This window comes from Olsenella massiliensis (assembly GCF_001457795.1).
GTDB lineage: Bacteria > Actinomycetota > Coriobacteriia > Coriobacteriales > Atopobiaceae > Olsenella_F > Olsenella_F massiliensis.
Genome location: NZ_LN898210.1, coordinates 211,435 through 237,744, shown reverse-complemented (window position 1 = coordinate 237,744; position 26,310 = coordinate 211,435). Strand labels below are relative to the sequence as shown.

28 protein-coding genes and 2 tRNA genes are annotated in these 26,310 nt (G+C 66.6%); all 30 read right to left on the bottom strand.

What is annotated here, in order from left to right:
* The 30 genes from BN3001_RS03265 to BN3001_RS03120 all read right to left on the bottom strand — a co-directional run bounded on the left by BN3001_RS03265 (position 1) and on the right by BN3001_RS03120 (position 26,203).
* Positions 1-1,797, bottom strand: a complete 1,797-nt coding sequence (locus BN3001_RS03265; RefSeq protein ID WP_058270365.1) for an ABC-F family ATP-binding cassette domain-containing protein — start codon at positions 1,795-1,797, stop codon at positions 1-3.
* The gene (locus BN3001_RS03260) at positions 1,798-2,637 is read right to left on the bottom strand and encodes a deoxyribonuclease IV (RefSeq protein ID WP_058270547.1); all 840 of its coding nucleotides are present in this window, start codon (positions 2,635-2,637) and stop codon (positions 1,798-1,800) included.
* A 50-nt stretch (positions 2,638-2,687) separates the two neighbouring features.
* Complete coding sequence (gene coaBC, locus BN3001_RS03255) at positions 2,688-3,938, bottom strand: bifunctional phosphopantothenoylcysteine decarboxylase/phosphopantothenate--cysteine ligase CoaBC (RefSeq protein ID WP_058270364.1); 1,251 nt, start codon at positions 3,936-3,938, stop codon at positions 2,688-2,690.
* Positions 3,935-4,660 carry a zinc ribbon domain-containing protein gene (locus BN3001_RS03250; RefSeq protein ID WP_058270363.1) on the bottom strand — a complete coding sequence of 242 codons (726 nt, stop codon included), beginning with the start codon at positions 4,658-4,660 and terminating at the stop codon, positions 3,935-3,937. The genes coaBC and BN3001_RS03250 overlap by 4 nt, the downstream gene beginning before the upstream one ends.
* Before the next feature lie 26 nt (positions 4,661-4,686).
* Positions 4,687-5,310, bottom strand: a complete 624-nt coding sequence (locus tag BN3001_RS08625; RefSeq protein ID WP_082629949.1) for an aminotransferase class V-fold PLP-dependent enzyme — start codon at positions 5,308-5,310, stop codon at positions 4,687-4,689.
* A 148-nt stretch (positions 5,311-5,458) separates the two neighbouring features.
* Positions 5,459-5,905: an aminotransferase class V-fold PLP-dependent enzyme gene (locus BN3001_RS08620; protein ID WP_058270362.1), complete on the bottom strand. Its 447-nt coding sequence runs from the start codon at positions 5,903-5,905 to the stop codon at positions 5,459-5,461.
* Position 5,906: 1 nt separating this feature from the next.
* Positions 5,907-6,584: a ribulose-phosphate 3-epimerase gene (gene rpe, locus BN3001_RS03235; RefSeq protein WP_058270361.1), complete on the bottom strand. Its 678-nt coding sequence runs from the start codon at positions 6,582-6,584 to the stop codon at positions 5,907-5,909.
* A gap of 8 nt (positions 6,585-6,592) precedes the next feature.
* On the bottom strand, positions 6,593-7,612 hold the full coding sequence (locus tag BN3001_RS03230) for an NAD(P)H-dependent glycerol-3-phosphate dehydrogenase (RefSeq protein WP_082629947.1): 1,020 nt from the start codon (positions 7,610-7,612) through the stop codon (positions 6,593-6,595).
* Position 7,613: 1 nt separating this feature from the next.
* Positions 7,614-8,303 (bottom strand): glycerol-3-phosphate acyltransferase, encoded by a 690-nt coding sequence (locus tag BN3001_RS03225; protein ID WP_235815027.1) that lies wholly within the window; start codon positions 8,301-8,303, stop codon positions 7,614-7,616.
* Positions 8,300-9,622 carry a ribosome biogenesis GTPase Der gene (gene der, locus BN3001_RS03220; protein ID WP_058270360.1) on the bottom strand — a complete coding sequence of 441 codons (1,323 nt, stop codon included), beginning with the start codon at positions 9,620-9,622 and terminating at the stop codon, positions 8,300-8,302. Before der ends, BN3001_RS03225 begins: the two co-directional genes overlap by 4 nt.
* Positions 9,623-9,662: 40 nt before the next feature.
* On the bottom strand, positions 9,663-11,096 hold the full coding sequence (locus BN3001_RS03215; RefSeq protein ID WP_058270359.1) for a DUF512 domain-containing protein: 1,434 nt from the start codon (positions 11,094-11,096) through the stop codon (positions 9,663-9,665).
* 55 nt (positions 11,097-11,151) lie between these two features.
* Positions 11,152-12,009 (bottom strand): 4-hydroxy-3-methylbut-2-enyl diphosphate reductase, encoded by an 858-nt coding sequence (gene ispH / locus BN3001_RS03210; protein WP_058270358.1) that lies wholly within the window; start codon positions 12,007-12,009, stop codon positions 11,152-11,154.
* Between the two features lie 7 nt (positions 12,010-12,016).
* Complete coding sequence (locus BN3001_RS03205) at positions 12,017-12,781, bottom strand: lysophospholipid acyltransferase family protein (RefSeq protein ID WP_058270357.1); 765 nt, start codon at positions 12,779-12,781, stop codon at positions 12,017-12,019.
* 5 nt (positions 12,782-12,786) lie between these two features.
* On the bottom strand, positions 12,787-13,512 hold the full coding sequence (cmk, locus tag BN3001_RS03200; RefSeq protein ID WP_058270356.1) for a (d)CMP kinase: 726 nt from the start codon (positions 13,510-13,512) through the stop codon (positions 12,787-12,789).
* Positions 13,509-14,189: a histidine phosphatase family protein gene (locus BN3001_RS03195; RefSeq protein ID WP_058270355.1), complete on the bottom strand. Its 681-nt coding sequence runs from the start codon at positions 14,187-14,189 to the stop codon at positions 13,509-13,511. Before BN3001_RS03195 ends, cmk begins: the two co-directional genes overlap by 4 nt.
* The gene (locus BN3001_RS03190; RefSeq protein ID WP_058270354.1) at positions 14,173-15,003 is read right to left on the bottom strand and encodes a pseudouridine synthase; all 831 of its coding nucleotides are present in this window, start codon (positions 15,001-15,003) and stop codon (positions 14,173-14,175) included. The genes BN3001_RS03195 and BN3001_RS03190 overlap by 17 nt, the downstream gene beginning before the upstream one ends.
* Positions 14,990-15,658, bottom strand: a complete 669-nt coding sequence (scpB, locus tag BN3001_RS03185; RefSeq protein WP_058270353.1) for an SMC-Scp complex subunit ScpB — start codon at positions 15,656-15,658, stop codon at positions 14,990-14,992. The genes BN3001_RS03190 and scpB overlap by 14 nt, the downstream gene beginning before the upstream one ends.
* The gene (locus BN3001_RS03180) at positions 15,658-16,467 is read right to left on the bottom strand and encodes a segregation and condensation protein A (protein WP_058270352.1); all 810 of its coding nucleotides are present in this window, start codon (positions 16,465-16,467) and stop codon (positions 15,658-15,660) included. Before BN3001_RS03180 ends, scpB begins: the two co-directional genes overlap by 1 nt.
* Before the next feature lie 5 nt (positions 16,468-16,472).
* A complete protein-coding gene (locus BN3001_RS03175; protein ID WP_148362933.1) occupies positions 16,473-17,147 on the bottom strand; it encodes a site-2 protease family protein in 675 nt (224 codons plus the stop codon).
* 16 nt (positions 17,148-17,163) lie between these two features.
* On the bottom strand, positions 17,164-17,526 hold the full coding sequence (locus BN3001_RS03170; RefSeq protein WP_058270351.1) for a hypothetical protein: 363 nt from the start codon (positions 17,524-17,526) through the stop codon (positions 17,164-17,166).
* Positions 17,519-19,534, bottom strand: a complete 2,016-nt coding sequence (locus BN3001_RS03165; protein WP_058270350.1) for an ABC-F family ATP-binding cassette domain-containing protein — start codon at positions 19,532-19,534, stop codon at positions 17,519-17,521. The genes BN3001_RS03170 and BN3001_RS03165 overlap by 8 nt, the downstream gene beginning before the upstream one ends.
* A 241-nt stretch (positions 19,535-19,775) precedes the next feature.
* Positions 19,776-19,851, bottom strand: a tRNA-Ala gene (locus BN3001_RS03160).
* Between the two features lie 402 nt (positions 19,852-20,253).
* Positions 20,254-20,329 (bottom strand) — tRNA-Ile (locus BN3001_RS03155).
* Positions 20,330-20,459: 130 nt separating this feature from the next.
* Positions 20,460-20,930, bottom strand: a complete 471-nt coding sequence (gene rpiB / locus BN3001_RS03150) for a ribose 5-phosphate isomerase B (RefSeq protein WP_058270349.1) — start codon at positions 20,928-20,930, stop codon at positions 20,460-20,462.
* A 1-nt stretch (position 20,931) separates the two neighbouring features.
* A complete protein-coding gene (gene rpe / locus BN3001_RS03145) occupies positions 20,932-21,585 on the bottom strand; it encodes a ribulose-phosphate 3-epimerase (RefSeq protein WP_058270348.1) in 654 nt (217 codons plus the stop codon).
* Positions 21,586-21,642: 57 nt separating this feature from the next.
* Entirely contained in the window at positions 21,643-22,530 is an 888-nt protein-coding gene (locus BN3001_RS03140) for a GRP family sugar transporter (RefSeq protein ID WP_058270347.1), read from the bottom strand.
* 50 nt (positions 22,531-22,580) lie between these two features.
* A complete protein-coding gene (locus BN3001_RS03135) occupies positions 22,581-24,083 on the bottom strand; it encodes a glycoside hydrolase family 1 protein (RefSeq protein WP_058270346.1) in 1,503 nt (500 codons plus the stop codon).
* 106 nt (positions 24,084-24,189) lie between these two features.
* Entirely contained in the window at positions 24,190-25,494 is a 1,305-nt protein-coding gene (locus tag BN3001_RS08115) for a PTS sugar transporter subunit IIC (RefSeq protein ID WP_082629946.1), read from the bottom strand.
* Positions 25,495-25,556: 62 nt separating this feature from the next.
* Complete coding sequence (locus tag BN3001_RS03125; RefSeq protein WP_235815025.1) at positions 25,557-25,901, bottom strand: PTS lactose/cellobiose transporter subunit IIA; 345 nt, start codon at positions 25,899-25,901, stop codon at positions 25,557-25,559.
* A 2-nt stretch (positions 25,902-25,903) separates the two neighbouring features.
* Positions 25,904-26,203 carry a PTS sugar transporter subunit IIB gene (locus BN3001_RS03120; protein ID WP_058270345.1) on the bottom strand — a complete coding sequence of 100 codons (300 nt, stop codon included), beginning with the start codon at positions 26,201-26,203 and terminating at the stop codon, positions 25,904-25,906.
* Positions 26,204-26,310 lie beyond the last annotated feature (107 nt).

The window sequence follows — 26,310 nt, the reverse complement described above, 5'->3', positions numbered from 1 at the left end:
CTAGTCGATGTCCAGCCGCTCCGCGAGCTCGAGCCACTCGTCCTCCAGGCCCGCGATCTCGCCCGACGTGGCGTCAAGCTCGGCCTGCAGCGCCATCAGGGCCTCGTAGTCGGTCGCGGAAGTGGCGGCCATGCGCCCGCGCAGCTCGTCGAGCGCGTCCCGGAGCCTCTCGAGGCGTCGCGAGACGGCGCCCTGGCGCTTCTTGAGCTCGCGGCGCTCGACGTTGCCAAGACCCGCCTTGGGCCGTTGCGCGCGCTCGGGGCACGGCCGAAAGGACTCGCGGTCCTGGGCGCCCTGCTCCCCCAGCAGGGCAAGGTACTCGTCAACGCCGCCCGGGACATGGCGCACCCCTCCCCCCATGAGGGCATACTGGTCGTCCGTGACGCGCTCCATGAGGTAGCGGTCGTGCGTCACGAGCAGAAGGGTGCCGGGCCAGCCGTCAAGGAGGTCCTCGAGGACGGCCAGCATGTCGGTGTCAAGGTCATTGCCGGGCTCGTCCAGCACGAGCACGTTGGGCTCCTCGAGCAGCACGCACATGATGGCAAGGCGTCTCAGCTGCCCGCCCGAGAGGTCGCAAATGCGGGTTGGCCACTCGCGCCGCCCAAAGCCCAGGCGCTCCAGCAGCTGATCGGCGCTCGTGTCCTTGCCGTCGATGCGCACGAAGCGCTTGTAGCTGGCCACGAGCTCGCTCAGGCGCCAGTCGTCCCGCTCGTGCATGAAGTCGAGGTCCTGAGAGAGGATGCCGAAGCGCACCGACTTGCCGACCTTCACGTAGCCGCGATCAGGCAGGAGCCTGCCGGTCATGAGCTTGAGCAGCGTGGACTTTCCCGCCCCGTTCTCGCCCAGGATGCCGATGCGCTCGCCGGGGCCGATGAGCCAGCTGACGTCCTCGAGGACCACCTCGTCGCCGTAGCCGGCCCGGACGTCCCTCATCTCGATGACCTGCTTTCCCAGACGGCCAACGGCAAGGCGCCTGAGCTCGACCTGGTTGCGCAGGGGCGGGTCGCCCATGACGAGGGCGCGCGCGGCGTCCACCCTGAACTTCGGCTTGGAGCTGCGCGCCTTGGCGCCGTGGGCGAGCCAGTTGAGCTCCTTGCGCAGGACGTTCTGCCGACGCTCCTCCATGACGGCGGCCTGTCTCTGACGCTCCACCCGCTGCTGGACGTACGCCGAGTACCCGCCCTCGAAGGGGTCGATGACGCCGTCATGGACCTCCCACATGTGCTCGCAGACCTCGTCGAGGAACCAGCGGTCGTGCGTGACCACCATGAGCGCCCCCGCGCCGTCTGCCCAGCGCGTCCGCAGGTGGCCCGCCAGCCAGGTGATGGCCTGGACATCCAGGTGGTTGGTGGGCTCGTCCATGACGAGGACGTCCCAGTCGCCCATGAGGACGCGGGCGAGGTCCACGCGACGCCGTTGACCGCCCGAGAGCGCCCCCACCCTCTGGTGCCGCCCGACGTCCGCGACGAGCGCCTCCATGATGGACCTGACCCGGGCGTCGGAGGCCCACTCATACTCCGGCACGTCGCCCACGATGGCAAAGAGGGCCTCGTCATCGTCGTTCAGGGCGTCCGTCTGCCCCAGGAAGCCCAGCCTGATGCCGTTGCGATAGGTGACCGTGCCGGCGTCGGGCCGCGTGGCGCGCGCGATGACGTCAAGCAGGGTGGACTTGCCGTCGCCGTTTTTGCCCACGATGCCGATGCGGTCGCCCTCGTTGACGCCGATGGTCACGCCCTCGAGCACCTTCTTGCCCGGCCACTCGTGGAAGACCTTCTCCAGTCCGATGAGGATGCCCACCTACGCGTTCCCCTCCTTCGTCCCTCGTCGCTCCGGCGCGCTGCCCTCGGACGTCCCCTCGGCGGCGAGGGAGCGCAGGAGGGCGATCTCGCGGCGGTACCCCTCGAGGTCGTTAGGGGTCTCCAGGATCATGGGCAGGCGCGCGAGCCGCTCGTTCGTGACGATGCGGCCAAAGCACGCCAGGCCCAGATGCCCGGCGCCGATGCGCTCGTGGCGGTCCTTGCGCGCCCCGCGGGGGTTCTTTGAGTCGTTAAGGTGCAGGGCCTTGAGACGGTCAAGGCCTATGACGCGATCAAACTCGTCAAGCACGCCGTCAAGGTCGTCTGCGATGTCGTAGCCGGCGTCGTGCACGTGGCAGCTGTCAAGGCACACGCCCACGAGCTCGGGGTATCGCACGCCGTCCAGGATGCGCGCGAGCTCCTCGAAGCTACGCCCCACCTCGGTGCCCTTACCCGCCATGGTCTCGAGCAGCACCGTCGAGCGCTGTCCCGGCACGAGGACCTCGTTGAGACCCTCGACGATGCGCTCGATGCCTCGGTCGGAACCCTGTCTTACGTGACTGCCCGGATGCAGGTTGTAGTAGCCGCCGGGCAGGGCCTCGAGGCGCGCGAGGTCCTCGCGCATGGCCCGCCGGGCAAAGTCCACGACGTCGGGCCTGGCGGAGCAGAGGTTGTAGGTGTAGGGCGCATGGGCGACGAGACGCCCGAAGCCCTCCTTGTCCAGAAGCGTGCGCAGGGCACGGACGTCGTCAGGGGCGGGGGGCTTGGCGGCACCGCCGCGAGGGTTGCGCGTGAAGAAGGCGAAGGTCGTCGCCCCCAGCGAGAGGGCGACCGTACCCATGGCCTCGTAGCCTCGGGCGCAGGACACGTGACAGCCCAGGCTCAGCCGCGTCACGTCAGGCGCCCCCTCGTCCCCAGGAGCCGCGCCAGCCTGCCGACGACGGCACGGGCGACGTCCGCGAGCGGGAGCGTGTCCAGCTGCTCCACACCGTCTGCCCCGACGAGGGCGACGCGACTGGTGTCGGAGCCAAACGTCGAGTCGGGGCGCGAGACGTCGTTGGCCACGATCAGGTCGGCCCCCTTTCGAGCGAGCTTGTCTCGGGCGTTCGCGATGAGGTCGTCCGTCTCGGCGGCAAAGCCGATGACCACGCGCGAGCCCTTGCGCTCGGCAAGCGTCGCCAGGATGTCCTCGGTCTGCCTCAGCTCCACCGCGCGCAGCGGCTCACGACCCTTTTTGAGCTTGTGGTCGGCCGGGCGGGCGGGGGTGTAGTCGGCCACCGCGGCGGCGCAGACGGCGGCGTCGGCGGCGTCGAAGGCCTCGCACGTGGCCGTCAGCATCTGAGCCGCCGAGACCACGTTGACCCTGCGCACGCCGGCGGGCGCAGGCAGGGCGCAGGGGCCCGAGACGAGCGTGACCTGGGCCCCCTGAAGGGCGGCCTCGCGGGCGATCGCATAGCCCATCTTGCCCGTGGAGGAGTTTGCGATGAAGCGCACCGCGTCGATGGCCTCATGCGTGGGCCCGGCGTTGACGACGACCCGACGGCCCGCCAGGGCGCCCGCGGCAAAACGGCTCACGAGCGCCAGGGCGGCGGCGGCGATGTCCTCGACGGCCGCGAGCTTGCCCTGCCCCGTCTCGCCGCAGGCCAACAGGCCGCTGGCGGGATCGACGACCTGCACGCCGCGGCCCAGGAGCGTCTTGAGGTTTGCCTGGGTGGCGGGGTGGTGCCACATGTGGACGTTCATGGCGGGCGCCATCAGGACCGGGCAGCGCACGGCAAGCAGCGTCGTGGTGAGCGCGTCATCCGCGACGCCGGCCGCCATCTTTGCCATCACGTTGGCCGTGGCGGGCGCCACCACGCACAGGTCGGCGTAGTCGGACAGGGAGATGTGCGGGATGGGGTCGGACGCGTCGCCAAAGAGGCTCGTGACGACGGGGTGTCCGCTCAGGGCCTGGAAGGTGGCGACGCCGACGAAGCGCACGGCGTCCTCGCTCATGACCACCCGCACGTCGCAGCCCGCCTTCTGGAGCATGCGAAGCAGCTCGCAGGCCTTGTAGGCAGCGATGCCGCCGCTCACGGCGAGCAGCACGTGGGGCGCGCGCGAGGCCGGACGCTCCGCCGCCGTGCTCGTCTCGCTCATCATCTTCCCTCTCCCGTCGCAGGCGTCGTCACGAGCATGCGGTGGCAGTAGGGGCACTCGGCGATGGCGGGGCCCCTGACGAGGGCCGCGACCTGGCTCGGTCTGAGCGACACCCTGCAGACGCTGGGCATCGCCCCGTCAAGGCGCTCGACGGCGAGGCCGCCGAAGCGCTTGAGCGCGGCCTCGTAGCGACCCATGACCTCAGGGCCCACGACGCGCGACAGCGCCCGGCGCCGCTCGGCGAGCTCCTTGGCCTCGCCCATCAGGTCGGCCGACTCGTCTTTCAGCGACGCCTCGAGGGCGCGCTTCTGCTCGTCAAGACGCTCGAGCAGCGCGTGCGTGTTCGACTCGGCCCGCTCGAGCTTGCGAAGGGCCTCAAGCCTGGCAGGGCGCCCGTGGTCGCTCTTCTCCATCTTCTTGGCAAGCGAGGAGAGCTGCTCCTCGAAGCTCAGGATCTGACGATGGTCAGTCTCCGCGAGCGCGCGCTCGCGGACCTCGGCCTGGACGTCCACCAGATGGGCGCGGGCCTCGTCGGCCTCGTCGAGCTCCATCTGCGCGTCCTTGCGCAGCCCCACGATCTTCGAGAGCTCGCTGGCAAGACGCTTGCGCGAACGCCCGTTCATCTGAATCTTCCGCTCCTGAGGCATGGCCTTGAGCTGGCGGCTGATGCGGATGAGCCTGAGGTCGATGTCCTGCAACGAAAGGAGCGCCTCGTAATCGTTCATGTCCCTCCCTTGGGTGAGGCGCACGCCTAGCGTGCGTCTGCGACGATGCCAAGCAGGCAGTCGGCGAGGCGGTCGAGGTCCTGGGGGCTCACGCGCTCGTCAAACGAGATGCGCAGCGCACCCAGGGCCAGCTCGCGCGGTATGCCCATGGCCAACAATACGTGACTCGCGTCGAGCGAGCCCGAGGAGCAGGCCGAGCCCGCCGAGACCTCGAAGCCCCGCTCGTCAAGCTTGAGCACGAGCGTCTCGGAGTCGAGGCGGCCCGTCATGACCGAAACGATGCCGGGAAGGCGGTCGGGGCCCATCTGGGCCGTCGTCGTGGGGACGATGCCCGTCCCTTCGGCGCACAGGCGGTCATAGAGCCTCTGCGCGCGAGACGAGACGACGACGCGCGTGTCGTCGAGGCGCGCGCAGACGGCCCGCGCCGCGGCGGCGAAGGCCAGGGCGCCCCGAACGTCCTGGGTGCCCGGCCGCCTGCCCGCCTCCTGCCCCCCGCCGAAGGTGAGGGGCCGCAGCGGGCAGCGGCTCCTCACGACCAGGGCGCCCACGCCCACGGGGCCGCCGATCTTGTGCGCCGCGAGGGTCACGGCGTCCACGTCGTCCAGCGCGAGGGGTATGCGGCCGAAGGCCTGTGAGGCGTCGACGTGCATGAGGGCACCCGCGTCGTGGGGGGAAAGAGTGTAGATCTGGGTGGTCGCCGAAGCATTCAAAAATTAAAGACATAAAAACGTTTAAGCATGGCAAGCACGTAAGAAAATTAAAATATGTAATTCAAGTTGTCTATGTAATATTATTACCTTACGAGACCGACCCGTCCGCGCCGGGCCGCACGAGCGTGACCTCGAGGCCCGCGTCGCGCAGGGACGGCGCCACGTCCAGCTCGGAGTCATGTTCGATGGCCGAGATGACCACACGCCGGCGTGAGCGATCCCGACCGCGCGCACCAAGGGCCAGGCCGTACAGGGCGAGGTTGTTTGACTCGGTGCCGCCCGAGGTGAGGATGAAATCCTGGGGCCTGAACCCGCCCCCCAGGGCCCTGACGAGGTCACGTCGGGCGCCGTCGAGGGCGCGGGCCGCGCGACGTCCCAGCGTGTGGAGGGAGTTGGGGTTGACCCCGGCGATCTCGGAGGCCTCGTAGGCGCGCTCGGCATCGAGGGCCTCGGGCCTGATCGGTGCGGAGGCGGCGTAGTCAAGGTAGACGAGGCGCCTGGGGTCGTCGCACGTCTTGGGGTCGGGCGCGGACACGCTAGACGCTCCTTTGCAGGCCCCGACGGGCCTCGCGACGGATGTCCTCGACGTTGCGGGCGCGGTCGCCCGAAAACACGGCCGACCCCGCGACGAGGACGCGCGCGCCATCGCGCACCACCTGGGAGGCGTTGGCGGCCTTGATGCCGCCGTCAACCTCGATGAGGGGCTCGACGCCGTGGTCGCGGCACATGCCCGTCAGCTGTCGCAGCTTGCGGTGGCAGCCCTCCACGAACCCCTGCCCCCCGAAGCCGGGGTTGACGGTCATGACCAGGACGAGGTCAAGCTCGTCGATGATGCTCTCGAGGCAGCAGACGGGCGTGGCGGGGTTGAGGGCGACGCCCGCCTTGACGCCGGAGCGATGAATGAGGTCAACGAGGCGCTCGGCATGGGTCTGAGCCTCCCAGTGGAAGGTCACGACGTCGGCGCCGGCCTCAAGGAACCAGGGAACGACCTCCTCGGGGTTCTCGACCATGAGATGGACGTCAAGGGGCAGGGAGCTTGAGCGCCGGACCTGCTGGGCGATGGCGACCCCAAAGGACAGGTTGGGCACGAAGTGCCCGTCCATGACGTCAAAGTGAAGAAGGTCGGCCCCCCTGACGTCATCAAGCTCCTCTTGCAGGCGCGTGAAGTCGGCAGAGAGCACCGAAGGTGCGACCAGTACGTCATCGCTCGTCATAGCTTCCCCTATTCGTTTGTGGGCAGTCCGTAGAACTCCTCGTCGGGTATGCGGGCGAGCAGCGTGCGCGCCGCGTCCTCGAAGCCTTGTCCCTCATAGAGGATAGCGTGAACGGCCGCCGTGATGGGCGTCTCGATGTGAAGTTCACGCGAGAGCTCCCGGACGCTGATGACGGCGCGGGCGCCCTCGACGACCATCCCCGTGCTCCGCTCAAAGCCCTCGAGCGTCGCGCCCCGCGCAAGCGACACCCCGAACGTCCGGTTGCGCGAATGCCCCGAGGAGCAGGTGACGACGAGGTCTCCCATGCCCGCCAGCCCCATGCAGGTCATGGCGTTGCCGCCCAGGGCATGCACGACGCGGCTCATCTCGGCGAGACCGCGCGTCATGAGCACCGCCGTGGCGTTGTCTCCCATCCCGTAGCCCACGGAGAGGCCGCAGGCTATGGCGATGACGTTCTTGACGGCCGCGCAGACCTCGACGCCCCTGAGGTCGTCCGTGCGATACACGCGGAAGTGCGGGTTGAGGAAGAGCTCCTGAAAGAGGCCGGCGACCCGGTCGCTCGCGGACCCCACGACGGCGGCGGACACCATGCCCTGGCTGATCTCCTCGGCATGGTTGGGGCCCGAGAGGGCGCAGACGCGCGCCTCGCCGCCCAGGACGTCCGCGACGACCTCGCACATGAGCAGGTGCGAGGTGGGCTCGATCCCCTTGGTCAGGACCACGACGGGCACCTCGGCGTCAATGAGGCCCGTAAACCCCTTCAGCACCGAGCGCAGATGGTTGGAGGGCACGGCCACCACGACCGCCTCGGCGCCGCAGGCCGCCTCCGCCCGGTCGTGCGTGGCGGTCACGTTGGATGGCAGCAGATAGGAGCGCAGATGACGGGGATTCTTGCGAGTGGCGTTGATGCCCCGGGCGACCTCGAGCGAGCGTGCCCAGAGGACGACCTGGGCGCAGTTGACGGCGGCGAGCCCCGCCGCGGCGGTGCCCCAGGACCCCGTGCCTATGACCAGCACCTTTCCGATCACGTCACTTCCCCTCCCTCTCGTCGCGCGCGCCGGCGCCCTCCCGCGTCGTAAGGCGACGCTCGCTCCCCTGCCGCAGGCGCAGGATGTTGTCCTTGTGCCGCCAGACGACGACGCCGCAGGCGAGGGCCACCACGAGCGCCGCCGACGGCCTCATGCCCAACAGCAGGCCAACGAACGGCATGGTGACGGCCGCCGCCACCGACCCCAGGGACACGTAGCGCGTGGGAACGACGCAGGCGAGGAATATGACGAGCGCGGCCAGCGACATGGGCCACAGGAGCACCAGCCCCGCGCCGAAGCCCACCGAGATGCCCTTGCCGCCCCTGAGTCGCAGGTAGGGCGAAAAGACGTGCCCGCAGACGCAGGCGAGAAAGACGAGGGCCGCAAGTGGCGCGAGCGCACCGGTCGCGCCCAGCTCGCCGGCGGGGACGCCCGCCGCATGGGCGAGGGCAAGACGGCTTGCCGCCATCGAGAGGGTGCCCTTTCCCATGTCAAGGAGGAAGGTGGCCGCCGCGGCCTTGGCGCCCGCCGCCCGCGCGACGTTGGTCATGCCGATGTTGCCCGAGCCGACGGTCCTGACGTCAACATGCCCCTTGGACCTCTTTGCCACGATGAGGCCAAAGGGGATGCCGCACAGAAGGTAGGCGCCCAGCATGCACGACAGCGTCGTCAGGATGAGTGAGCCCGTCACTTTGCCTCGTCCTTCCTCCTGAAGCGCAGGCGCAGGGGCGTACCCTCCAAGTCGAAGGCCTCGCGCAGGCGATTCTCCAGGAAGCGCTCGTAATTGTCGTTCACCAGGTCGGGGGCGTTGCACCAGAAGGTGAGGGCGGGCGGGCGGCGCCCGGTCTGGGTGCCGTAGCGAACCTTGAGGCGACGGCCCTTGTCCGTGACGGTATGGCCGCTCTCGCGAATCTTGGTGATGAGGGCGTTAAGCTGGCTCGTCTTGATCTCGATGGCGTGGGCGGCGTCGGCCTTGAGGGCGGCCGCGAGGACGCGGTCGATGGACCTGCCCGTGAGCGCCGAGGCGTTGATCGCAGGCGCCCAGGAGGCAAAGCCCATGCGCGCGGCGAGGGAGTCCATGACGTGGTCGCGACGCTCGTCCGTGTCGACGAGGTCCCACTTGTTGAGCACGATCACCACGGCGCAGCCCCGGTCCACGGCCATGCCCAGGAGCTTCTGGTCCTGTTCGGTGACGCCCACCGTGGAGTCGATCACCAGCAGGCAGACGTCGGCCTCGTCCATGGCGGCCAGGGCCCGCACGAGGCTGTAGTATTCGACGTCCTCGTGGACCTGGGTCTTCTTGCGCATGCCCGCAGTGTCCACCAGGCGGATGGTGCGCCCCTTCCAGCTGATCATGACGTCGGTGGCGTCGCGCGTGGTGCCCGAGAGGTCGGCGACGATGAAGCGATTCGTCTTGGCGAGGCGGTTGGCGAGCGACGACTTTCCCACGTTGGGCCTGCCGATGATGGCAAGGTTGAGCACCGATTCGTCACGCTCCGGCTCGTCCCCCTCCGGCAGGATCGCCACGACCTCGTCGAGCAGGTCGCCCGTGCCATGGCCGTGGCCCGCCGAGATGGGGCGCGGCTCGCCCACGCCCAGCGAGTAGTAGTTCCAGCTGTCGAGCAGCGTCGCGGGATCGTCGACCTTGTTGACGACGAGCAGGACGGGCTTGCGGGCGCCGCGCACGACGCGTGCGACCTCCTCGTCCTCGTCGGTGACCCCCACGCTGCCATCGACCACGAAGACGATGACGTCCGCCTCGTCGCAGGCGACCAGCGCCTGCTCGCGGATGCGCGGCGCGAACGCGTCCTTGCTCCTGACGGACTCGATGCCGCCGGTGTCGATGAGGGTGAACTCTCGGCCGTTCCAGTCGCAGTCATGATACGAGCGGTCGCGCGTCACGCCGCGCGACTCGTGGACGATGGCCTCGCGGCTCACCGCGAGCCTGTTGACGAGCGTCGACTTTCCCACGTTGGGCCTGCCGACGATGGCTACCTTGGGCTTGGGCATGCGTCTCCCCCTGATTCGTCCTCATGTGCCTAAGAGTCTATCATGCCAGCCCGAGCGTCCCCGCAAGCGCGTCGAGGAGGGCGACGGGGGTGGTGTCGCAGGCGAGCGCATGGGCCCCCCTGCGAGCGAGCTCGTCCATGATGTGCCCCTTGTCGTCCCCGTCCAAGGTGACGTCGTCAAAGTTGAACATGATCTGGGGTATCACGACGAGGGTGCCGGACAGGTCCTCGGCAAGCTGTGACAGGAGGTCCTTGGACACGATGAGCCCCGTCACGTTGACGTCGCCCCCGTAGTAGTCGTTGCGGATGGCCTGGACGCCTACCAGGCAGTCACCTCCGCAGACGGCGTCCCAGAGCTCGACGAGCCGGCTGTTGACGCCCAGCGCCGCCTCGCCGCACACGATCAGCGCCCTGAGGCCCCGCGACCGCAGGCGCCGCGTGACAAGCGCAAGGTCGTCGCCGCGCAGACGGCACAGCTCCTCGCTCTCGTCCAGGAAGCTCCGAAGCATGCCTATGCCGTCGTAGTACTGAGGGTAGCCGTCGTAGGTCTCGGCGGGAGGCACGTCCATGCGAGCGTCCAGGTAGAACTCGTCGGAGAGCTGAAAGCGCGTGATGCCGCGCGTCTCGCGGGCGCGTCGCTGATAGGGGCCGAGGAGCTCGACGACCCGGCGCGAGGCCTCCACGTCCTCGGAGAACGAGGACGAGAAGCGCGTCGAGTAGCGCGTGTAGCCCATGGGGACGATGGCCAGCGAGCTGATCGCGGGCCGCGCCTCCACCCAGTCGAGCGTCCGCGCGAGCTCGTCACCGTCGTTGATTCCCGCACAGAGCACGATCTGGCCGTGAACCTCGAGACCCGCCTCGCAGAGCCGCTCGAGAACGTCTATGCCTCGCTGGGCGTGCGGGCCTATGAGCGAGCGCCTGACCGCGGGCGTGATGGCGTGTATGGACACGTTCATGGGCTCGAGGCGGCAACGGATGATGCGCTCCAGGTCCTCGTCCGTCACGTTCGTCAGGGTCACGAAGTTGCCCTGGAGAAACGAGAGGCGGTAGTCGTCGTCGCGGAGCATGAGGGAGGATCGCGCGTCCTCGGGCAGCATGCGCATGAAGCAGAACTGGCAGGCGTTCACGCAGGTGCGTATGCCGTCAAAGAGGACGTCCGTGAACGTCAGGCCCCAGTCCTGGCCCGGCTCGCGCTCGAGCGTGCAGGCGAAGGTCCCCTTTTCGCCCGGCACGCTGACGACGAGGTCGGCAACCTGGCCGTCGGCCTCCCAGCGCCAGTCGATGATGTCGCGCAGGGGACGCCCCCCCACGCCGTCGATGCGCATGCCCGGCTCCAGCCCCGCCTCCCAGGCGGGGCTTCCCTCCTGCACCGCGGCGACCCAGGCGCCGTCCGCCTGCGGGCGTGAGCTGGCGTAGTCGAAATACCACCGCTCCCCCCGTGTTCCTCCCTCTTCCCCGCCCCGCCCCTCTCCCATGCTCTGCCTTGCCTCTTAACCCCACCTAGTTGTGTATAAGAGCCAGTGCCTCGCGTCACGCGCCACGCCCGTCACCCACCAGCGCGCCGATGGCGTGTACGACCTCGTCGATCTGCGTCTGGGGGGTGGAGGCGCCCGCCGTCACGCCGATGCGCGCCGCCCCCTCGAACCAGGACGCCCTCAGCTCGCCCGGCAGCTCGATGTGATGGGTGGCAGGGCAGCGCTCGGCGCAGATGCGGGCCAGGCGCGTCGTGTTGGCCGAGTTGCGCCCGCCTATGACGACCATCACGTCGGACGTGCCCGCAAGGCGCGCCGCGGCCTCCTGCCTGAGGCTGGTCGCCTCGCAGATGGTGTCGATGACGCGCAGCTCAACGCAGCGCCCCACGAGGGCGGCCACGAGGTCGCGCAGGCAGGAGCGGGCCTGCGTGGTCTGCACCACCACGCCCACCTTGCGCCCGAGTGACATCCCGTCGAGGCCGGCCGCGCCGGAGAGCACGACGGCGTCGGGGGCATGGGCCAGCGTGCCCTCGACCTCGGGGTGCCCCTTCTCACCCAGGACGATCACCTGGTAGCCCTCGGACGTGAGGCGCTCGGCGGCCTGATGGGCCCTGACCACGAAGGGGCAGGTGGCGTCAAGGACCAGCTCGTGGGTGGCGCGCGCCTCGCGCTCCTGGCTCGGCGTCACGCCATGGCACCGCAGCAGCAGGGTACCCCCCGGCTGGTCGGACGGGTCCTCGACCACGCCCACGCCCTCGGCGGCGAGCTGGGCCACGACACTGGGGTTATGGATGAGGGGCCCAAGGGTGTGGATGGGCGCTGGCGCCTCGCGGGTCGCGGCGCGCGCCATGTCCAGGGCCCTGTTGACGCCATAGCAGGCGCCAGCCTCGTCGGCCACGCGAATCGTGGGCGTCATGGCCTCATCACATCTTTCCGGGGTGCTCGCGCCTGAGCGCGTCCACCATGTCAAAGACTGCTCCCATGGCCCTGCGCTCCATGGCCTCGGCCTGTCCCTTCCTGGACGTGACGCCCAGGTCCTCGAACTCGATGCAATCTCCCGCGCGCAGGTAGACGCGGCCCAGGCGCTTCAGGTGACGCCCCTTGGGCGTGATGTCCCGGGCGCCCACGATGGCGATGGGCTGCACGGGCGCCTTGGCGAGCCGGGCGATGAGCGAGAAGCCCTTGTGTATCTCGACCTTCTGGTCGTCAGACTTGACGCGCGTCCCCTCAGGGTAGATGAGCACGTACTCGCCGCGTTCCACCGCGTGCTGGGCGCGGCGGATGGCCCTCATGTCGGCGGTGCCGCGCGCCACGGGAATGCCGCCCGCATGCGCAAAGAGCCAGCGCACGATCGGCGACGCGTCAAACTCGCTCTTATAGACGCAGCGCACGCGGCGATGGTGGAACCACAGCGAAACGACGACCACCACCGGGTCGAGCATGGACTGATGGTTCATGACCAGCACGCGGCCGCGCTCGTCGTCCCAGAGCTTATGGCCGTCCTCGATCCTCCAGGGCCACAGGATCTTGGTGACGAGACCCAGCATGACGATGACGACGGCAAGGAGGGCCCGGCTGTACAGCGGGTAGTCGCGCATGGGACCGCCGTAGAGACGCTCGAGCGAGCTGCCGGGACGGGCGGCCGGCGTCGTCGCGTCGCCGGCGCCCTGGGAGATCTGCTGCGTCATCGCCCTCACCCCACCCTGTCCATCATCCGTACGATCCTGTCGACCACCTCGTCAAACGTGAGGCGGGAGGAGTCGATGAGCACGGCATCGGCGGCCGCCCCCAGCGGGGCCCGCGCCCGGGCGCGTCCCGCTCGTCCCCGCCTCGCTCTTTTTAACCTACAGAAGGGTATAACAGACACGGGGAATCGCCCCTTACAAAAGCCGGCGACCCGGTCGCCGCGGACCCCACGACGGCGCGGACACCATGCCCCCGCCAGGGGTATAAGAGGCAGGCGGAAGGCGCGCTCGCGGGCGTCCGCCGTCAGGAAGACCTTCACGTCCGCCTGCGGGAAGACCACCGTGCCGACGTCACGTCCCTCGGCGATGACGTCCTGTGCCGCGGCCAGCTGGCGCTGCTGGGCGACCATGGCCTCGCGCACCGCCTTGAAGGAGGAGACGGCCGAGACGTTGCGATCGACCTCGGGCAGGCGAATCTGGCGCGTGACGTCGTCGCCGTCGAGCATGACGGTCTGCGACCCGTCGTCGCCCACGCCAAAGCTCACCCGGGCCTGCGCCGCCTCGCGCGAGACGGCCCCCTCGTCCTCGCAGCTGACGCCGCGCATGAGGCAGCGCCAGGTGATGGCGCGATACATGGCCCCGGTGTCGAGCAGCATGAGGCCGCGACGCCGGGCGACGGCCCTGGCGACGCTGCTCTTGCCCGACCCGGCGGGCCCGTCGATGGCAACGATCATGTCGTCGTGTCCTTTCTGAACGCGTCGGCGACGTCGGTCCCCGCGCGCTCGGGATGCCGGCAGCGCTCCATGAGCTCCTCGGGCGAGAGGCCCAGGGAGCACAGCGTGAAGGCGTCGCCGTCGCAGCTCAGCTCCAGGGAGCTGACGTTGGCCACGCGCAGGTTCCAGAAGCTGCTCGCGGAGGCGCCGAGGGCGGCGCCGACGAGGGCCCGCGAGAGGCCCCCGTGCGTGACGCAGGCGGTCGCGCCGTCCAGGGGTCGCAGGAGGTCCAGCACCGCATGGCCGCGCTCCAGCAGCTCCTCGAAGCTCTCGGCGCCGGGCGCCGGGCGTGAGCGACCGTCCGCGCCGAAGCGCCAGGGAAAGCTCAGCCCCCGTCGTTCGAGCTCCTCCAGCGTCAGGTCCTGGGCGCTGCCGAACTCGATCTCCTGGAGGTCCTCCACCACCGTGCACGGCACGCCGAGGAGCGCGGAGGCCTCCTCGGCGACGGCGCGGCAGCGCGAGAGCGGGGAGGTCCACAGGCGATCGGGACCCCAGGCGCAGAGCGCCCGGACGGCGCGGGCCATCTGCGCCTCGCCGCGTTCCGTGAGGTCGACGTCCTTGCGCCCCGAGAGCGTGTGGGCAACGTTGGCCAGCGTCTCGGGGTGACGCATGGCCAGGATCCTATGACGTCGCATCATGAGCGCCTCCCTTGTGGGCTACGTCCCTCATAAGCCCCTCGACGGCGGCGCGCTCGCCAGGGTCGAGCCCCCTCAGCTGCCCGGGGCGAAGCCCCGTGAGGCGCAAGGGGCCGAACGCGTCGCGATGCAGCCGCACGACCTCATGCCCGACGGCCTTGAGCATGCGCTTGACCTGATGCTTCTTGCCCTCATGGACGGTGATGCCCACCACGCTCGTGCCGCGCGGCACCCCCTGCGCCACGACGGGCCGCGCCCGCGCGTCGTCCGCGCCCAGCAGCTCCACGCGGGCGGGCTGGGCGCGGTCGTCCTGGAGCGCGACGCCCTCCCTCAGGCGACGGACGGCCTCGTTGCCCAAGGACCCCCTCACCAGGGCCACGTAATGCTTCCACACATGGCTGGCGGGGCGGAGCATGAGGTTGCCAAGGTCGCCGTTGGTCGTGAAGAGGAGCAGTCCCGTGGTGTCGGCGTCCAGGCGTCCCACGGGAAAGAGTCCCGGCAGGCGATCCGTGGGGACGAGCTGGGCGACGCAGGGGCGTCCCTGGGGGTCGCTCATGGTGGTCACGTAGCCGGCCGGCTTGTAGAGCATGAGATAGCTGTGCTCGTCGTCGAGGCGCACGACCCTGCCGTCAACGGTCACCTCGTCGCGGTCGGCGTCCACCTTGCTGCCCAGCTTGCTGGTCACGACGCCGTTGACGCTCACGCGCCCCGCCGTCATGAGGCCCTCCGCGCCCCGCCTGCTGGCGACGCCCGCGCGCGCGAGGAAGCGCTGCAGGCGCATGGTCCGCGGATAGCCCTCGCGCTCAGTCGTCGGCATCGTCGTACTCCTCGCCCAGCAGCTCGCGCTCGTCGTCCATGTCGTCCACGGTCTCCTCGAGCGTGGACGAGGCGGCCGTGCCCGACAGCCGCTCACGGATGAACTGGCGCGCCTGCTCGTCCGGGGCGAAGTCCTCTAGCGGGGGGAGCTCCCTGAGCGAGCGCAGCCCGAACTGCTCCAGGAAGCGCTGCGTCGTGCCAAAGAGCACGGCATTGCCGTGGCCGGGGTCCCGCCCCGCCTCGCGCACGAGGCCCTTCTCGCGCAGGGAGCCGATGACGCCGTCGGAGTTGACGCCGCGGACCGCCTTGACGCCCTCGCGTGACACGGGCTGATGGTAGGCGATGACGGCGAGCGTCTCGAGGGCCGCCTGGGACAGCCGGCGCGTGTCCCAGCTGAGGACGTAGGATTCGACCTGCTCGTGAAAGGCCGGATGGGTGAAGAGGCGCCAGCCGCCCGCCACCTCGCGCAGCTGAAAGCCGCGACCGGCGTCCGCATACTCCGCGGCGAGGTCGGCCAAGGCGGACGAGGCCTCCGTCGGCGCGACGCCGAGGGCGCGGGCAAGGTCGAGCGCGCTCACGGCGTCGCTCGACACCAGCAGCAGCGCCTCGAGCGCCGCCTTCAGTGACCCCGCCTCCAAGGGTTGCAGGTCTTGCATCAGATGTCCTCCTCAAGGGAACTGAGCGTCGCCTCGTCAAGCTCGAAGGCCGGGGCCCCCTCCACGCGCACGACGTCGATGTCGCCAAAGGTCTCGGACTGCGAGAGGGTCACCGCCCCCCTCTTCGAAAGCTCGAGAATGGCCAGGAAGGTCGCCACGACCGTCTCGGCCCGCCGATCCGCCCCCAGAAGCTCCGAGAAGGTCACGGCGGAGCGCGAGCGCGTCACGCGGTCGATCGTCGCCACGGTCAGCGCGATGGGAAGACGCCGGGGGGCGACGTGCTCCGCCTCGAGCAGGAGGCTCTGACGGCGACCGTCGAGGTCCGCGCAGATGACCGCGAGCGAGCGCAGCGAGATGCCCGCCAGGAAGTCGGGCATGAGGCCGACGAACTCGGGGTCGGGGCCCGCGCAGCGCGGCTCCATGCGACTCTCGGCCTCCATGCGTCCCGCCAGCGCGGCGGCGGCGGCGCGAAACTGCTTATAGGCGACGAGGCGCGCCACCAGGACCTCCCGCGCCTCGTCGGGCGAGAGACCCGCGAGGTCGTCGTCCTCGTCCTCGTCCCCGCGCGGACGCACGGGTCGGCTCGGCACGAGGGCCGCCGCCTTCATGTCGAGCAGCGTCGCGGCCACGAGCACGAAGTCGCTGGCGACGTCCAGGTCGAGCGACCCCATGGCATCGACCTCGGCAAGGTACTGGCTGGCCACCTCGGCGACGGAGATGGAGCCGATGGTGACCTTCTGGCGGCTCACCAGCTGGAGCAGAAGGTCGAAGGGGCCCGAGTAGGCCTGTGTCCTGACCGCAAACGACACGCGACCTACGCCCCCAGCCCCAGCAGCAGGTCGGTGAGAGCACCTGCCGTGGCGTTGAGATAGGCGCCCAGTATGTCGACGTGGAGCACCATGGGCAGCACGAAGAGAATCACCAGCAGGATGGGCATGGAGTAGCGCTGCCAGGCGTAGTAGCTGTCGAGCCGGGACCCCTTGAGGAAGAGCGAGACCACCTTGGACCCGTCAAGCGGAGGGAGCGGTATGAGGTTGAAGAAGGCGAGGACGAGGTTCACGTACACGTAGGTGGAAAGCACACGCAGGACCCAGAAGAGCGCGCCCATGCCCCCGTCCCAGACGCGGAAGGCGATGACGAACAGGAGCGTGCCCGCAAGCGCCTGGACGACGTTGCACAGGGGTCCCGCAAGCGCCACGAGGAACTCCTGCACGCGGCGGTCACGCAGGTTGCGGGGGTCATAGGGGACCGGCTTCGCATAGGCGAAGACGGGCCCGCCCAGCCAGGCCATGATGAGGGGCAGCACGAAGGAGCCAAAGGGGTCAAGGTGCCTGCGCGGGTCCAGAGAGAGGCGCCCGGCGTCGCGGGCGGTGGTGTCGCCGCACCTAAGGGCCATCCAGCCATGCGCCACCTCATGGAGGATGGTCGAGAACATCACGAGCACGATGGAGAAGACCATCGTGACGATTCTGACGGTGGAGATGTTCATGGTCGCACGTTCCTTTCTAGCCGCGCCGGGACCGCAGCGCGTGCGCAAGGCGGGCAAGCAGCCAATCGGTCACGAACAGGGCGAGCGCGGCGAGGGCAAAGTCCCCGCGCAGCACGCCGCCCAGGGGGGTCTCGAACACGAAACGCCCGGCCAGGCCGTCGGGAAGCCATGACGTCACCGTACCACTGTAGCCGACCAGCGTCAGGCGGCCCGCCCCCGTCACGACGGCGGAGAGGACGACCAGGGCGGTGAGCGCCAGTGCGGCGAGGCGGCAGGCCAGCGACAGCAGGTGCGCGAGGGCCGCCGTCGCCTCGAAGGCGCCGGGACGACCCCGCCGCAGCACGCGCGTCGCGTGCGAAACGTGTCGCTCGTCAGCCATTGAGCCCCTCCTCGATGGACTCGCTCAGCGCCAGCCACTCCTCCTCCAACGCGGGGATCTTCCTGGAGAGAGCGTTGTACTCCTTCATGCAGGCGTCAAAGCGCGCGGCGTCGTTGTAGAGCTCCTCGCTCGCCATGAGGCCCATGAGCTCCTGGTAGCGACGCTGAGCGGGCTTGAGCGCCGCCTCCACCTGACGAAGGCGCCGACGCTCCTCCCTGACGGCCTTGTTGGCGGCGTTGCGCGCCTCGGCCTCGGCCCGGCGCTGCTCGCGGGTCTTGACGTTGCGTCCCGTCGCCATCTTGTCCGCCGCCGGCTGGGCACCCCCGCCGGGAGCCTGGGCGCTCGGGACGGACGCAACGGCGTGCGCGGCATCCGGGCCGACGCCCTGCGATGCGCGCGCCTCGAGCTCGGCGCGCTTGAGGCGATAGTACTCGAAGTCGCCGTCATAGAGCGTGACCATGTGGTCTCGGACGTCCACCACCTTGTTGGCAACGGCCCTCACCAGGTGCTCGTCATGGCTGATGAGCACGATGGTGCCCGGAAACGACCTCAGGGCGTCCTCGAGGACGCTCACAGAGTCAATGTCAAGATGGTTGGTGGGCTCGTCCAGGCAGAGGAGCGGGTCGGGCGCCACGAGCATGCGAGCGAGGGCCAGACGGGCCTTCTCGCCACCCGAGAGAACCCCCACGCGCTTGTCCACGTCGTCCCCGTGGAAGAGGAAGGCGCCCAGCAGACGACGCTCCTCCGAGCTGGTCCAACCGGGGGCCGCCTCGTCCATCTCCTGAAGAACGGTCTTGGACTCGTCGAGGGTGTCGAGCTGGTGCTGGGCGTAATAGGCCTGGGTCACGTTCTGGCCCAGGCTCACCGTGCCCGCGCTGGGCGCCTCGTGGCCCACGATGAGCTTCATGAGCGTGGACTTGCCGGCGCCGTTGGGCCCCACGAGGGCCACATGGTCCCCGCGGTAAAGCTTGAGGTCAACGCCTTCGTAGACCACGTTGTCGCCAAAGCGCTTGGACACGCCCTCGAGGGCCACTACCTCGTCGCCCGTGCGCGGGGGCTCGGGAAACGCAAAGTGCACGCTCTTGGACTTCTCGGGCAGCTGCACGAGCTCGCTGCGCACCTTCTCGATGCGGCGCAGACGCTCCTGGACCTGCCGGGCCTTGGTGGGCTTGTAGCGAAACTTGTCCACGAACACCTGCATGTGGTTGAGGTCGCGCTCCTGGGCTGCGCGCTTTGCCCGAAGCTGCTCCAGGTTGTCTTCGCGCTGACGCAGGTAGAGGGAGTAGTTTCCCACATAGGTGACAAGGCGCTTGTTCTCGAGCGACGCCACGTGGCTCACGCAGGCGTCCATGAACGAGCGGTCGTGGCTCACCAGGAGCACCGCCCCGTCATACGCCGAGAGGAACTGCTCGAGCCAGCCCACGGACTCAAGGTCAAGATGGTTGGTGGGCTCGTCAAGCAGCAGCAGGTCGGGATGCTTGAGCAACAGCTTCGAGAGGGCGATGCGCATCTGCCAGCCGCCGGAGAAGTCCCCGGACGGCTTGTCGAAGTCCTTGATCGGAAAGCCCAGCCCACCCAGGATCTGGCGGGCCTTGGCCTCGAGCTCGTAGCCTCCCAGGCGCTCGAAGCGGTCCTGGGCGACGCCGTAGCGCTCGAGAAGGCGCTCGTCCGCGCCGACCGTGGCGGCAATCTGGCGCTCCATCTCCTTGATGCGGCGCTCGAGCTCGCGAATCTCGTGAGCGGAGTCGATGACCTCCTGAAGGGCGCTCTTGGTCCCGGATATTCTCGTCTCCTGCTCGAGATAGCCCACGGTGGTGTCCTTGGCAAAGCTCACGCTGCCCTCGTCGGCCGTCTCCTGGCCCATCAGAATCTTGAGCAGCGTCGTCTTGCCGGCGCCGTTGGGTCCCACGAGGCCCCAGCGCTCGCCAGCGTTGAGCTGCAAGCTGACGGCCGAGTACAGAACCCGGCCGCCAAACGACTTTGACACCTTGTCCGCGAGCGCGATCAAGCACGACCCCCTGAGCGTCGCCGGGCGCCTTGACGGGCGCCCCCCAACCTTCCGCATGAATTATACGGTATGCCCGCGGGCGAGGCGGTCGCCTCGAGGCGCCGTCACACACAGAGCGCACGGGCGCCCTTGCCAAGGGACGCCCTCGTCGCTGGCGGCGCGGCCTCGACACGGGACGTTTTCGCGTACGAATCAGGTCGGCATAAAAAAACCAGGGCAAAAGCCCTGGTCAGCAATTACATGGTGGAGAATAGGGGATTCGAACCCCTGACCTCATGACTGCCAGTCATGCGCTCTCCCAACTGAGCTAATTCCCCGTTGCGTTGGTGCGCTAGCTACTATAGCAAAGACTTTGGCGACTGCCTAGGGAAAATTTGAGAAGTTTTTTCTCGGAATCGTCGTGCCAAGGCGGAAATGTCGGCGGAGCCCACCGTGCGTCGCCACGCCGCACTCCGTTGCATCCTGCAGCGCGACGCAGCACTCCATGGCACCTCGCAGCACGATGCGACACGCCACGGCGCCCCGCAGCGCCCTCATCTTGTCTTTTTACACAGTTTGTGGCCGATTATGAGCGAAAAGTGCGTCAAATGGCAAGATGAGCGTGTCATATTGCGTCGCGTCGCCCTGTATTGCGCCGCCGCGTGCTCTTACGTGCCGTCGTAACGTCAGCGGCGCATGTAAAACCCCGCCCCACGAGCGTGAGACGGGGTGAGACGTCGTGGTGGGCCCAGCAGGATTCGAACCTGCAACCCAGGGATTATGAGTCCCCTGCGCTAACCGTTGCGCCATAGGCCCACTGGAGTCAGACGAACACGCTGGCCTGACCATCCGTGCGAGGGGCATTGTACCGCATTACCCGGGACAGGCGGACGAAAAGGGCACGGACCGCGCCATAACGCAAGATGCCGCTCCCGCCATGAAGGGCCTACTCGTCGTCCTCCGCCACCGCAAGCCGCTGCGTGTCCGCAATTTCAGCGATCATGTCAATGCGCTTCTGGTGGCGCCCTCCCTCAAACTCCGCGTCAAGCCACGCGTCCACAATCATCTTCGCAAGCTCGCTTCCCACGACCCGAGCACCAAAGGCGAGAATGTTCGTGTTGTTGTGCTGGCGCGAGAGACGAGCCGTGTAAGGTTCCGAACAGACGACGGCCCTGATTCCCCTCACCTTGTTTGCCGCGAGGCTGATGCCCACACCCGTCCCGCATATGAGAATGCCCAGGTCTGCCTCCCCCAAGGCAACCGCCTTACCGACTCTATATCCACTGAGGGGGTAGTCAAAGCGTTCTGGGCTGTTTGTCCCAAAGTCGGCGACCTTGATGCCCTTCTCTTCAAGATATTCTTTAATGATACGCTTAAGTTCCACGGCCACGTGGTCGTTTCCAATGGCAACCTGCATGTCAATAGTCCTTTCTCTCGCGAAGGTTCCTGAGGCACTCGGCATAGCCGATCCTCTTGCCAAAGAGCGCGCTCGTACCAAGCACGAAGCCATCGGCACCGCAAGACGAGAGCTCCCGGACGACTGAGGGACTGCAGGCGCCATCAACCATGAGCTTGTAGCCATACTTTTCCTTCATGTCCGCGAGACGCTCAATCTTCCTCTTCGAGAAGTCGATGAACTTCTGGCCCGCAAAGCCGGGATTCACCGTCATGACCATAAGATAATCAACGACGTTGAGTAGTTCCTCAATCGATCCCACCGACGTGTCGGGGTTGATGGCGAGGCCTGCGGCGGCGTCACGCTCTCTGACGCGAGCGAGCGTCTTCACCACATAGCGTTCGCTCTCAGGGTGGATGTAGACAATGTCAGCACCAGCGTCGAGGAAGAGGTCCACCTTGGCAAGGGGATTTTCCACCATGAGGTGGACGTCAACGGGCTTCTTCGTCGCCTTGCGAACCTCCCTCACGTCCATGAGGCCCATCGTGATGTTGGGCACGAAGGTGCCGTCCATCACGTCACAGTGAAAGATGTCCGCACCCGCCTCATCAAGTGCCCTCACATCGTCTTTGAGGGCACCATAGTCAGCGCACATCATACTGGGGCAGAGGAGCATGTCCCCCTCCTTTCTAGAAATGGAAATGCGTCAAATCATGCGAACGCGTGGGTACGCCTAGAGCTTTGTCACGCCAACCAGGGACGCGCCCACGGTGATGAGCACGGCACCAGCAATCAGCCTCCTTCGTTTATCCACATCAGCAGCCTCATGTAGAACCACGATGCTGATAACGGTGGACACCGCAACCGCAAGCTGGGAGAACGTGAAGCTAACCGCGATGCCGTTTAGCTGGTTCGAATAGACGAAGGCCATGTCACCAACCGCCCACACGACACCCGCGAGCACGCAGGGCATCACATTGATGCCAAAGAGGGCCTCTGACGCGTCTGCCCTGCGCTGCAGCGCCCGGTCAACGAGACTCAAACAAAGGGCCCCGAGCGCAATCCCCACGGCCTGCGGGACGAGAGCCGCCGCGCCGGTGGCGCCCACCAGCCGGGGCATCATGGCGTAGGAGACAAACGCGACGCTCGCCGCGAGGGAGAGAAGAACGGCACGCCTGTGGTCGGCGTGGTCGGCAGCAGCGACACCTCTCCCCTGCCAGCCCGCAAGGGAGACCCCGGCCATCACCAGAGCGAGAGCGACAAGGCCTACGACCCGCGAGACGGACGTTGCCCATTCGCCGAAGAGTGTCAACCCCGCAATCGCGCTGAGGACGAGCTGGGCCCCTACCTGCAGCGAGAATGCGCTTCCAGAACCAACCAGAGAGAACGTCTCATACTGGAGCACGGTGCCGACGGCCCAGAGGAGTCCCGAGGCAAAGCCCGCGCCAAAGACGACGATACCTATGTCAGGCCGTAGCACGAGGGCAACGGAGGCAGCAAGCCCCCCGATTCCGACCGCCGTCGCCATGAGCTGCTGGCAAGGGCGTCCGCCCGATTTCGTCACGATGCCCGGGATGACACCGAACGAGAGGGCGGGCACAAGCGCAAGCGGGGTGTTCATGGTCTCTTTCCCATTCGGTCCAATGTCCGATACGACGACGCGACTCCCGTCTAGGGAGCTGCCTGGGCGAGCGCTTCGCCATTTGACTCGCAGACGCCCTTGTACCAGTGGAAGGAATCCTTGCGATAGCGCTTGTAGCTACCCTGCGGAGACCCATCGTCGGCAGCATCAACATAGATGAACCCGTAGCGCTTGCGCATCTCGCCCGTACCGGCAGAGATGAGGTCTATGCAGCTCCACATCGTGTATCCGATGAGGTTGACGCCCTCCTTAACCGCCTCGCGCATGTTGCGGATATGCTCTCGCAGATACTCGATACGATAGGGGTCATGGACGCTTCCATCATCCTCAAGCCTGTCAAGAGTTCCCATGCCATTTTCGACAACGAGAAGCGGCGTGTCGTAATAGCGGTCAGAAAGGACATGCAGGGCAATCTTGAAGCCCACAGGGTCGATCTCCCAACCCCAGGGGGTTGATGCGAGATAGGGGTTCTTCACGCCGCTGAAGCTGGCGTTGCCGCTTACCAAGGAAGCGTCAATCTCATGGGTCGTCAGACAGGTGGAGCTGTAATACGAGAAGGGCAGAAAGTCCACACGACCCGCCATGAGGTCGGCCGCATCCTCGGCGCTGACGTTGAGGCTGACGCCGTTCTCCTCCCAAACGCGACGGGCAAAGCGGGGATACGCACCACGAACCATGACGTCTCCGTAGTAGAACATGGCGTCCTGCATGTACTTCTGCATCTTAAGTTGATCGTTGGGGTCGCAGGTGTAGCCGTAGCCAAAGAGTCCCGCGCACATGCAGCCCACAAGGTTGTCAGGGTCAATCGCGTGGGCGAGCCTGACGACTCGAGCGGAGGCAACGAGCTGGTTGTGGGCCTCCTCGAAGAAGCGCTGGCGATCCTCCGCGGTGACATCCGGAAGGGTGTCCATCGTAAGCTTAAGGATGTTAAGCTCGTTGAAGGTGATCCAATGGTGGGAAAGTCCCTTGAACTCCGTCAGGCAGACGCGCGCAAACTCGACGTACTCCTCGATAAGCCTGCGATTTGACCATCCCCCCCATTCACTCACATAAAAGAAGGGCATGTCATACTTGTAGAGCGTGACGATTGGCTCCATGCCCAACCTTTTGCACTCGCTGAGCACGCTGCGGTAATACTCCACGCCCTCCGAGTTGATGCCCTGTGAGATGCCTCCAGGGAAGATTCGCGCCCAGCTCATCGTGAGGTTGAGCGCCGTGAACCCCATCTCGGCAAGAAGCGCAAGGTCCTCCTTGTAATGGTGATAGAAGTCGGAGGCCTTGTGGTTGGGGTAGTCGTATCCCTCCTTGATGATCATCTGAGCGCCCTTGGGAAGCTTCCCCGAATAGAGCTGCATGGTACCCTCGCTCCCGTCAGGATTGCGATAGAAGCCGTAGCGGAAGGGAGTCTCATGAGTGACGCCGACCATGTAATCCGTCTCGACGGGCGACTTGCCGCCCTCGTCCCAACCACCCTCGATCTGGGTTGCAGAGATGTCCCCGCCCCACAGAAAATCATTCGAAAACGTTGCCATGGATAGTCCTTTCTCGATATGTCGAGTAGTTAATGCGGTGTGCGCATAGAACGGTTGTCTTGTGAGCTTATCGGCAGGCGAGCGAGAGCCCATGCCTCGGAAGTTCCTACGACTCGGCCCCTGGGCTTGCGTCCGCCTCGTCAGCCTCCTGCTTCTTGAGCAAGCTTTTCTCGAACATGCGCCAGAAGGGCAAATAGATGGCAAGCCCTATCAAAAACGAGGCGACGACCACGATGAGGGACCTTAGGTCGCCGGTGCCGAGAGGCCCCAGCAGGAAGGGAGGGGTCGCCCAAGGAAGGGTGACGAAGAATTTGGCGCAGAATCCCAGGGCGAAGAAGCCGTAGGTAAGGATGGCGACGATGACGGCAATGACCACGAAGGGAATGAGCAAGAAGGGGTTGAGGGCGACGGGCAAACCAAAAATGACGGGCTCGACGATGGTGCAGAGCGCGGCAGGCAGGCAGGCCCATCCCAGAGCCTTGAGGTACTTGACCTTGGAACGAATCATGAGAAGAACGAGAGGCCACACGAGGGCAGGCCAGGTGGAGATGCGGTCGATGCCGCTGTAGGTCCAGATGTGTGGAAGGGAGCTTCCAGCCGCCATTGCTGCAGAGTTCTCCTGGGTCCAGATGAGCTCAAAGGGTGCGAAGATGGGAACGGTCCACATGTTGTCTCCGTGGAGGCCACAGGACCATAGGAGCGCGCTTACACCACGGTCGAGGACGTACATTCCTATGTTGTCCGCAGCTCCCACGAGCGGCGTGAGGAACGTCGTGAGGAACTGGACGAAGTCAAAGTCCAAAAGCGTGCGGATGACCCAGCAAATCACAAACACGGCCGTAAAGGGAATGAGGGACGTGAAGGCGGTGCCCACGGCCGCAGGGACGCCATCGGGCATTGTTATCGTGATGTTCCTCTTGGTAAAGATCTGAAAGATCCAAACGGCAATGACAGAGGAAACGATGACGGCAAAGAGGCCCGTTGCCGAGAACGCCGTTGTCGCTATCGTGCCGTCCTTGCTCACGCCGTCGAGAGTGAACATGAAAAAGGTAGCAAGCCCCAGGACTGAGCAAGTCTTGACATCGAGTCCCTGCCTCTCTGCATAGGAGGCGGGAATGGTGACGGCGGCGTAGATGCCTAGGAATCCCATGGTCAGCGCATTGATGACCTGGATTTTCTCGACGAAGGGAGCAAGGAAGGGAATCAGGATGACCCCTCCAATGGCGTCTGTGCCAAGGAGCGAAATCACCAGGAAGATAGAACCGATCAGAATCAGCGGCATGACGCCGATGAGGCCGTCTTGGATGGCGGCAATGGCGGGCAGGTTCGAGAACGTGGTCAGGGGGCCGGCGAGAAGCGTGATCTTGTCCATGACCGCATCAACGAGCGTGCGCTTTTCCTCTGTATGCATGTGTGCCTTCCTTCTATAGAGATAGAGGCGAGAAGTCGTTGTAGGGGTTTAGCTTCTGGTGGCTAGGCCTGCTTTTCATATATCCTTTGGTACACGCTCACGAACTCCTCGGCAAGAATCCCAAACCCCTCGGCGCTCATGAGCTGGTCCTCCGCGTGAGTGAGAAGCATGTTCATGTTCACGTCGACGCCGGAGGCCATGCGCTGAAGCAGGGTACTGTGAACAGCATGTCCCGCAAGGAACTCCTTCCTACCCTGCTCGATGCTTTCTGCGGCGCGCACGAAGTCACCGTCGCGAGCGGCATGGATGGCCTCGATGTAGCAGCTGCGCGCAGATCCGACCGCCGCGATTATTTTAAAAGAGAGCATTTCCTCGTCTTGCATCTGCGCCTGGGCCTCTCCCGCCATGACTACTCCCCCATGACTTTCTGGGCTTGGGCCAGCGTTTTTGCACCATCCATCGTGCCGTACGCCATCATGTCAATGACGTCCACGGGACATGAGAGGCGCTTCTTGAGGTCGTCCAGCTGGAAGCGAACCTGGGGGCCGATGAGGACGACGTCGGCATGGGCGGCGGCCTTCTCGGCTTGGGAAAGCGGATAAGCGTCAACCTGAGCATCGTAGGCCTGGCTGCGCGCGGCCTCCCTGATACGGGTGACCAGAAGACTTGTTGACATGCCGGCGGAGCAAAGTAGAACGATCTTCTTCATGGGTAACCTCCTCACACGTAATTGATATTTCGATTAATCACCAGTAATACGAGGGAGTCCCGTAAAACCATGATGCTTAATCGGTTTATCTACAGATTAATCGACTA

Excerpts from the sequence above, each read along its gene's own strand:
- BN3001_RS08625 (WP_082629949.1), bottom strand. The coding sequence starts at position 5,310 with ATGCACGTCGACGCCTCACAGGCCTTCGGCCGCATACCCCTCGCGCTG.
- BN3001_RS03170 (WP_058270351.1), bottom strand. The coding sequence starts at position 17,526 with ATGGCTGACGAGCGACACGTTTCGCACGCGACGCGCGTGCTGCGGCGG.
- BN3001_RS08115 (WP_082629946.1), bottom strand. The coding sequence starts at position 25,494 with ATGCATACAGAGGAAAAGCGCACGCTCGTTGATGCGGTCATGGACAAG.
- rpe (WP_058270361.1), bottom strand. The coding sequence starts at position 6,584 with ATGACGAGCGATGACGTACTGGTCGCACCTTCGGTGCTCTCTGCCGAC.
- rpiB (WP_058270349.1), bottom strand. The coding sequence starts at position 20,930 with ATGCAGGTTGCCATTGGAAACGACCACGTGGCCGTGGAACTTAAGCGT.
- BN3001_RS03125 (WP_235815025.1), bottom strand. The coding sequence starts at position 25,901 with ATGGCGGGAGAGGCCCAGGCGCAGATGCAAGACGAGGAAATGCTCTCT.
- BN3001_RS03205 (WP_058270357.1), bottom strand. The coding sequence starts at position 12,781 with ATGACGCAGCAGATCTCCCAGGGCGCCGGCGACGCGACGACGCCGGCC.
- BN3001_RS03190 (WP_058270354.1), bottom strand. The coding sequence starts at position 15,003 with ATGCCGACGACTGAGCGCGAGGGCTATCCGCGGACCATGCGCCTGCAG.
- rpe (WP_058270348.1), bottom strand. The coding sequence starts at position 21,585 with ATGCTCCTCTGCCCCAGTATGATGTGCGCTGACTATGGTGCCCTCAAA.
- coaBC (WP_058270364.1), bottom strand. The coding sequence starts at position 3,938 with ATGATGAGCGAGACGAGCACGGCGGCGGAGCGTCCGGCCTCGCGCGCG.
- BN3001_RS03120 (WP_058270345.1), bottom strand. The coding sequence starts at position 26,203 with ATGAAGAAGATCGTTCTACTTTGCTCCGCCGGCATGTCAACAAGTCTT.
- BN3001_RS03135 (WP_058270346.1), bottom strand. The coding sequence starts at position 24,083 with ATGGCAACGTTTTCGAATGATTTTCTGTGGGGCGGGGACATCTCTGCA.
- BN3001_RS03215 (WP_058270359.1), bottom strand. The coding sequence starts at position 11,096 with ATGGGAGAGGGGCGGGGCGGGGAAGAGGGAGGAACACGGGGGGAGCGG.
- BN3001_RS03260 (WP_058270547.1), bottom strand. The coding sequence starts at position 2,637 with ATGGGTACGGTCGCCCTCTCGCTGGGGGCGACGACCTTCGCCTTCTTC.
- ispH (WP_058270358.1), bottom strand. The coding sequence starts at position 12,009 with ATGACGCCCACGATTCGCGTGGCCGACGAGGCTGGCGCCTGCTATGGC.
- cmk (WP_058270356.1), bottom strand. The coding sequence starts at position 13,512 with ATGATCGTTGCCATCGACGGGCCCGCCGGGTCGGGCAAGAGCAGCGTC.
- BN3001_RS03175 (WP_148362933.1), bottom strand. The coding sequence starts at position 17,147 with ATGAACATCTCCACCGTCAGAATCGTCACGATGGTCTTCTCCATCGTG.
- scpB (WP_058270353.1), bottom strand. The coding sequence starts at position 15,658 with ATGCAAGACCTGCAACCCTTGGAGGCGGGGTCACTGAAGGCGGCGCTC.
- BN3001_RS03140 (WP_058270347.1), bottom strand. The coding sequence starts at position 22,530 with ATGAACACCCCGCTTGCGCTTGTGCCCGCCCTCTCGTTCGGTGTCATC.
- der (WP_058270360.1), bottom strand. The coding sequence starts at position 9,622 with ATGCCCAAGCCCAAGGTAGCCATCGTCGGCAGGCCCAACGTGGGAAAG.
- BN3001_RS03250 (WP_058270363.1), bottom strand. The coding sequence starts at position 4,660 with ATGAACGATTACGAGGCGCTCCTTTCGTTGCAGGACATCGACCTCAGG.
- BN3001_RS03195 (WP_058270355.1), bottom strand. The coding sequence starts at position 14,189 with ATGATGCGACGTCATAGGATCCTGGCCATGCGTCACCCCGAGACGCTG.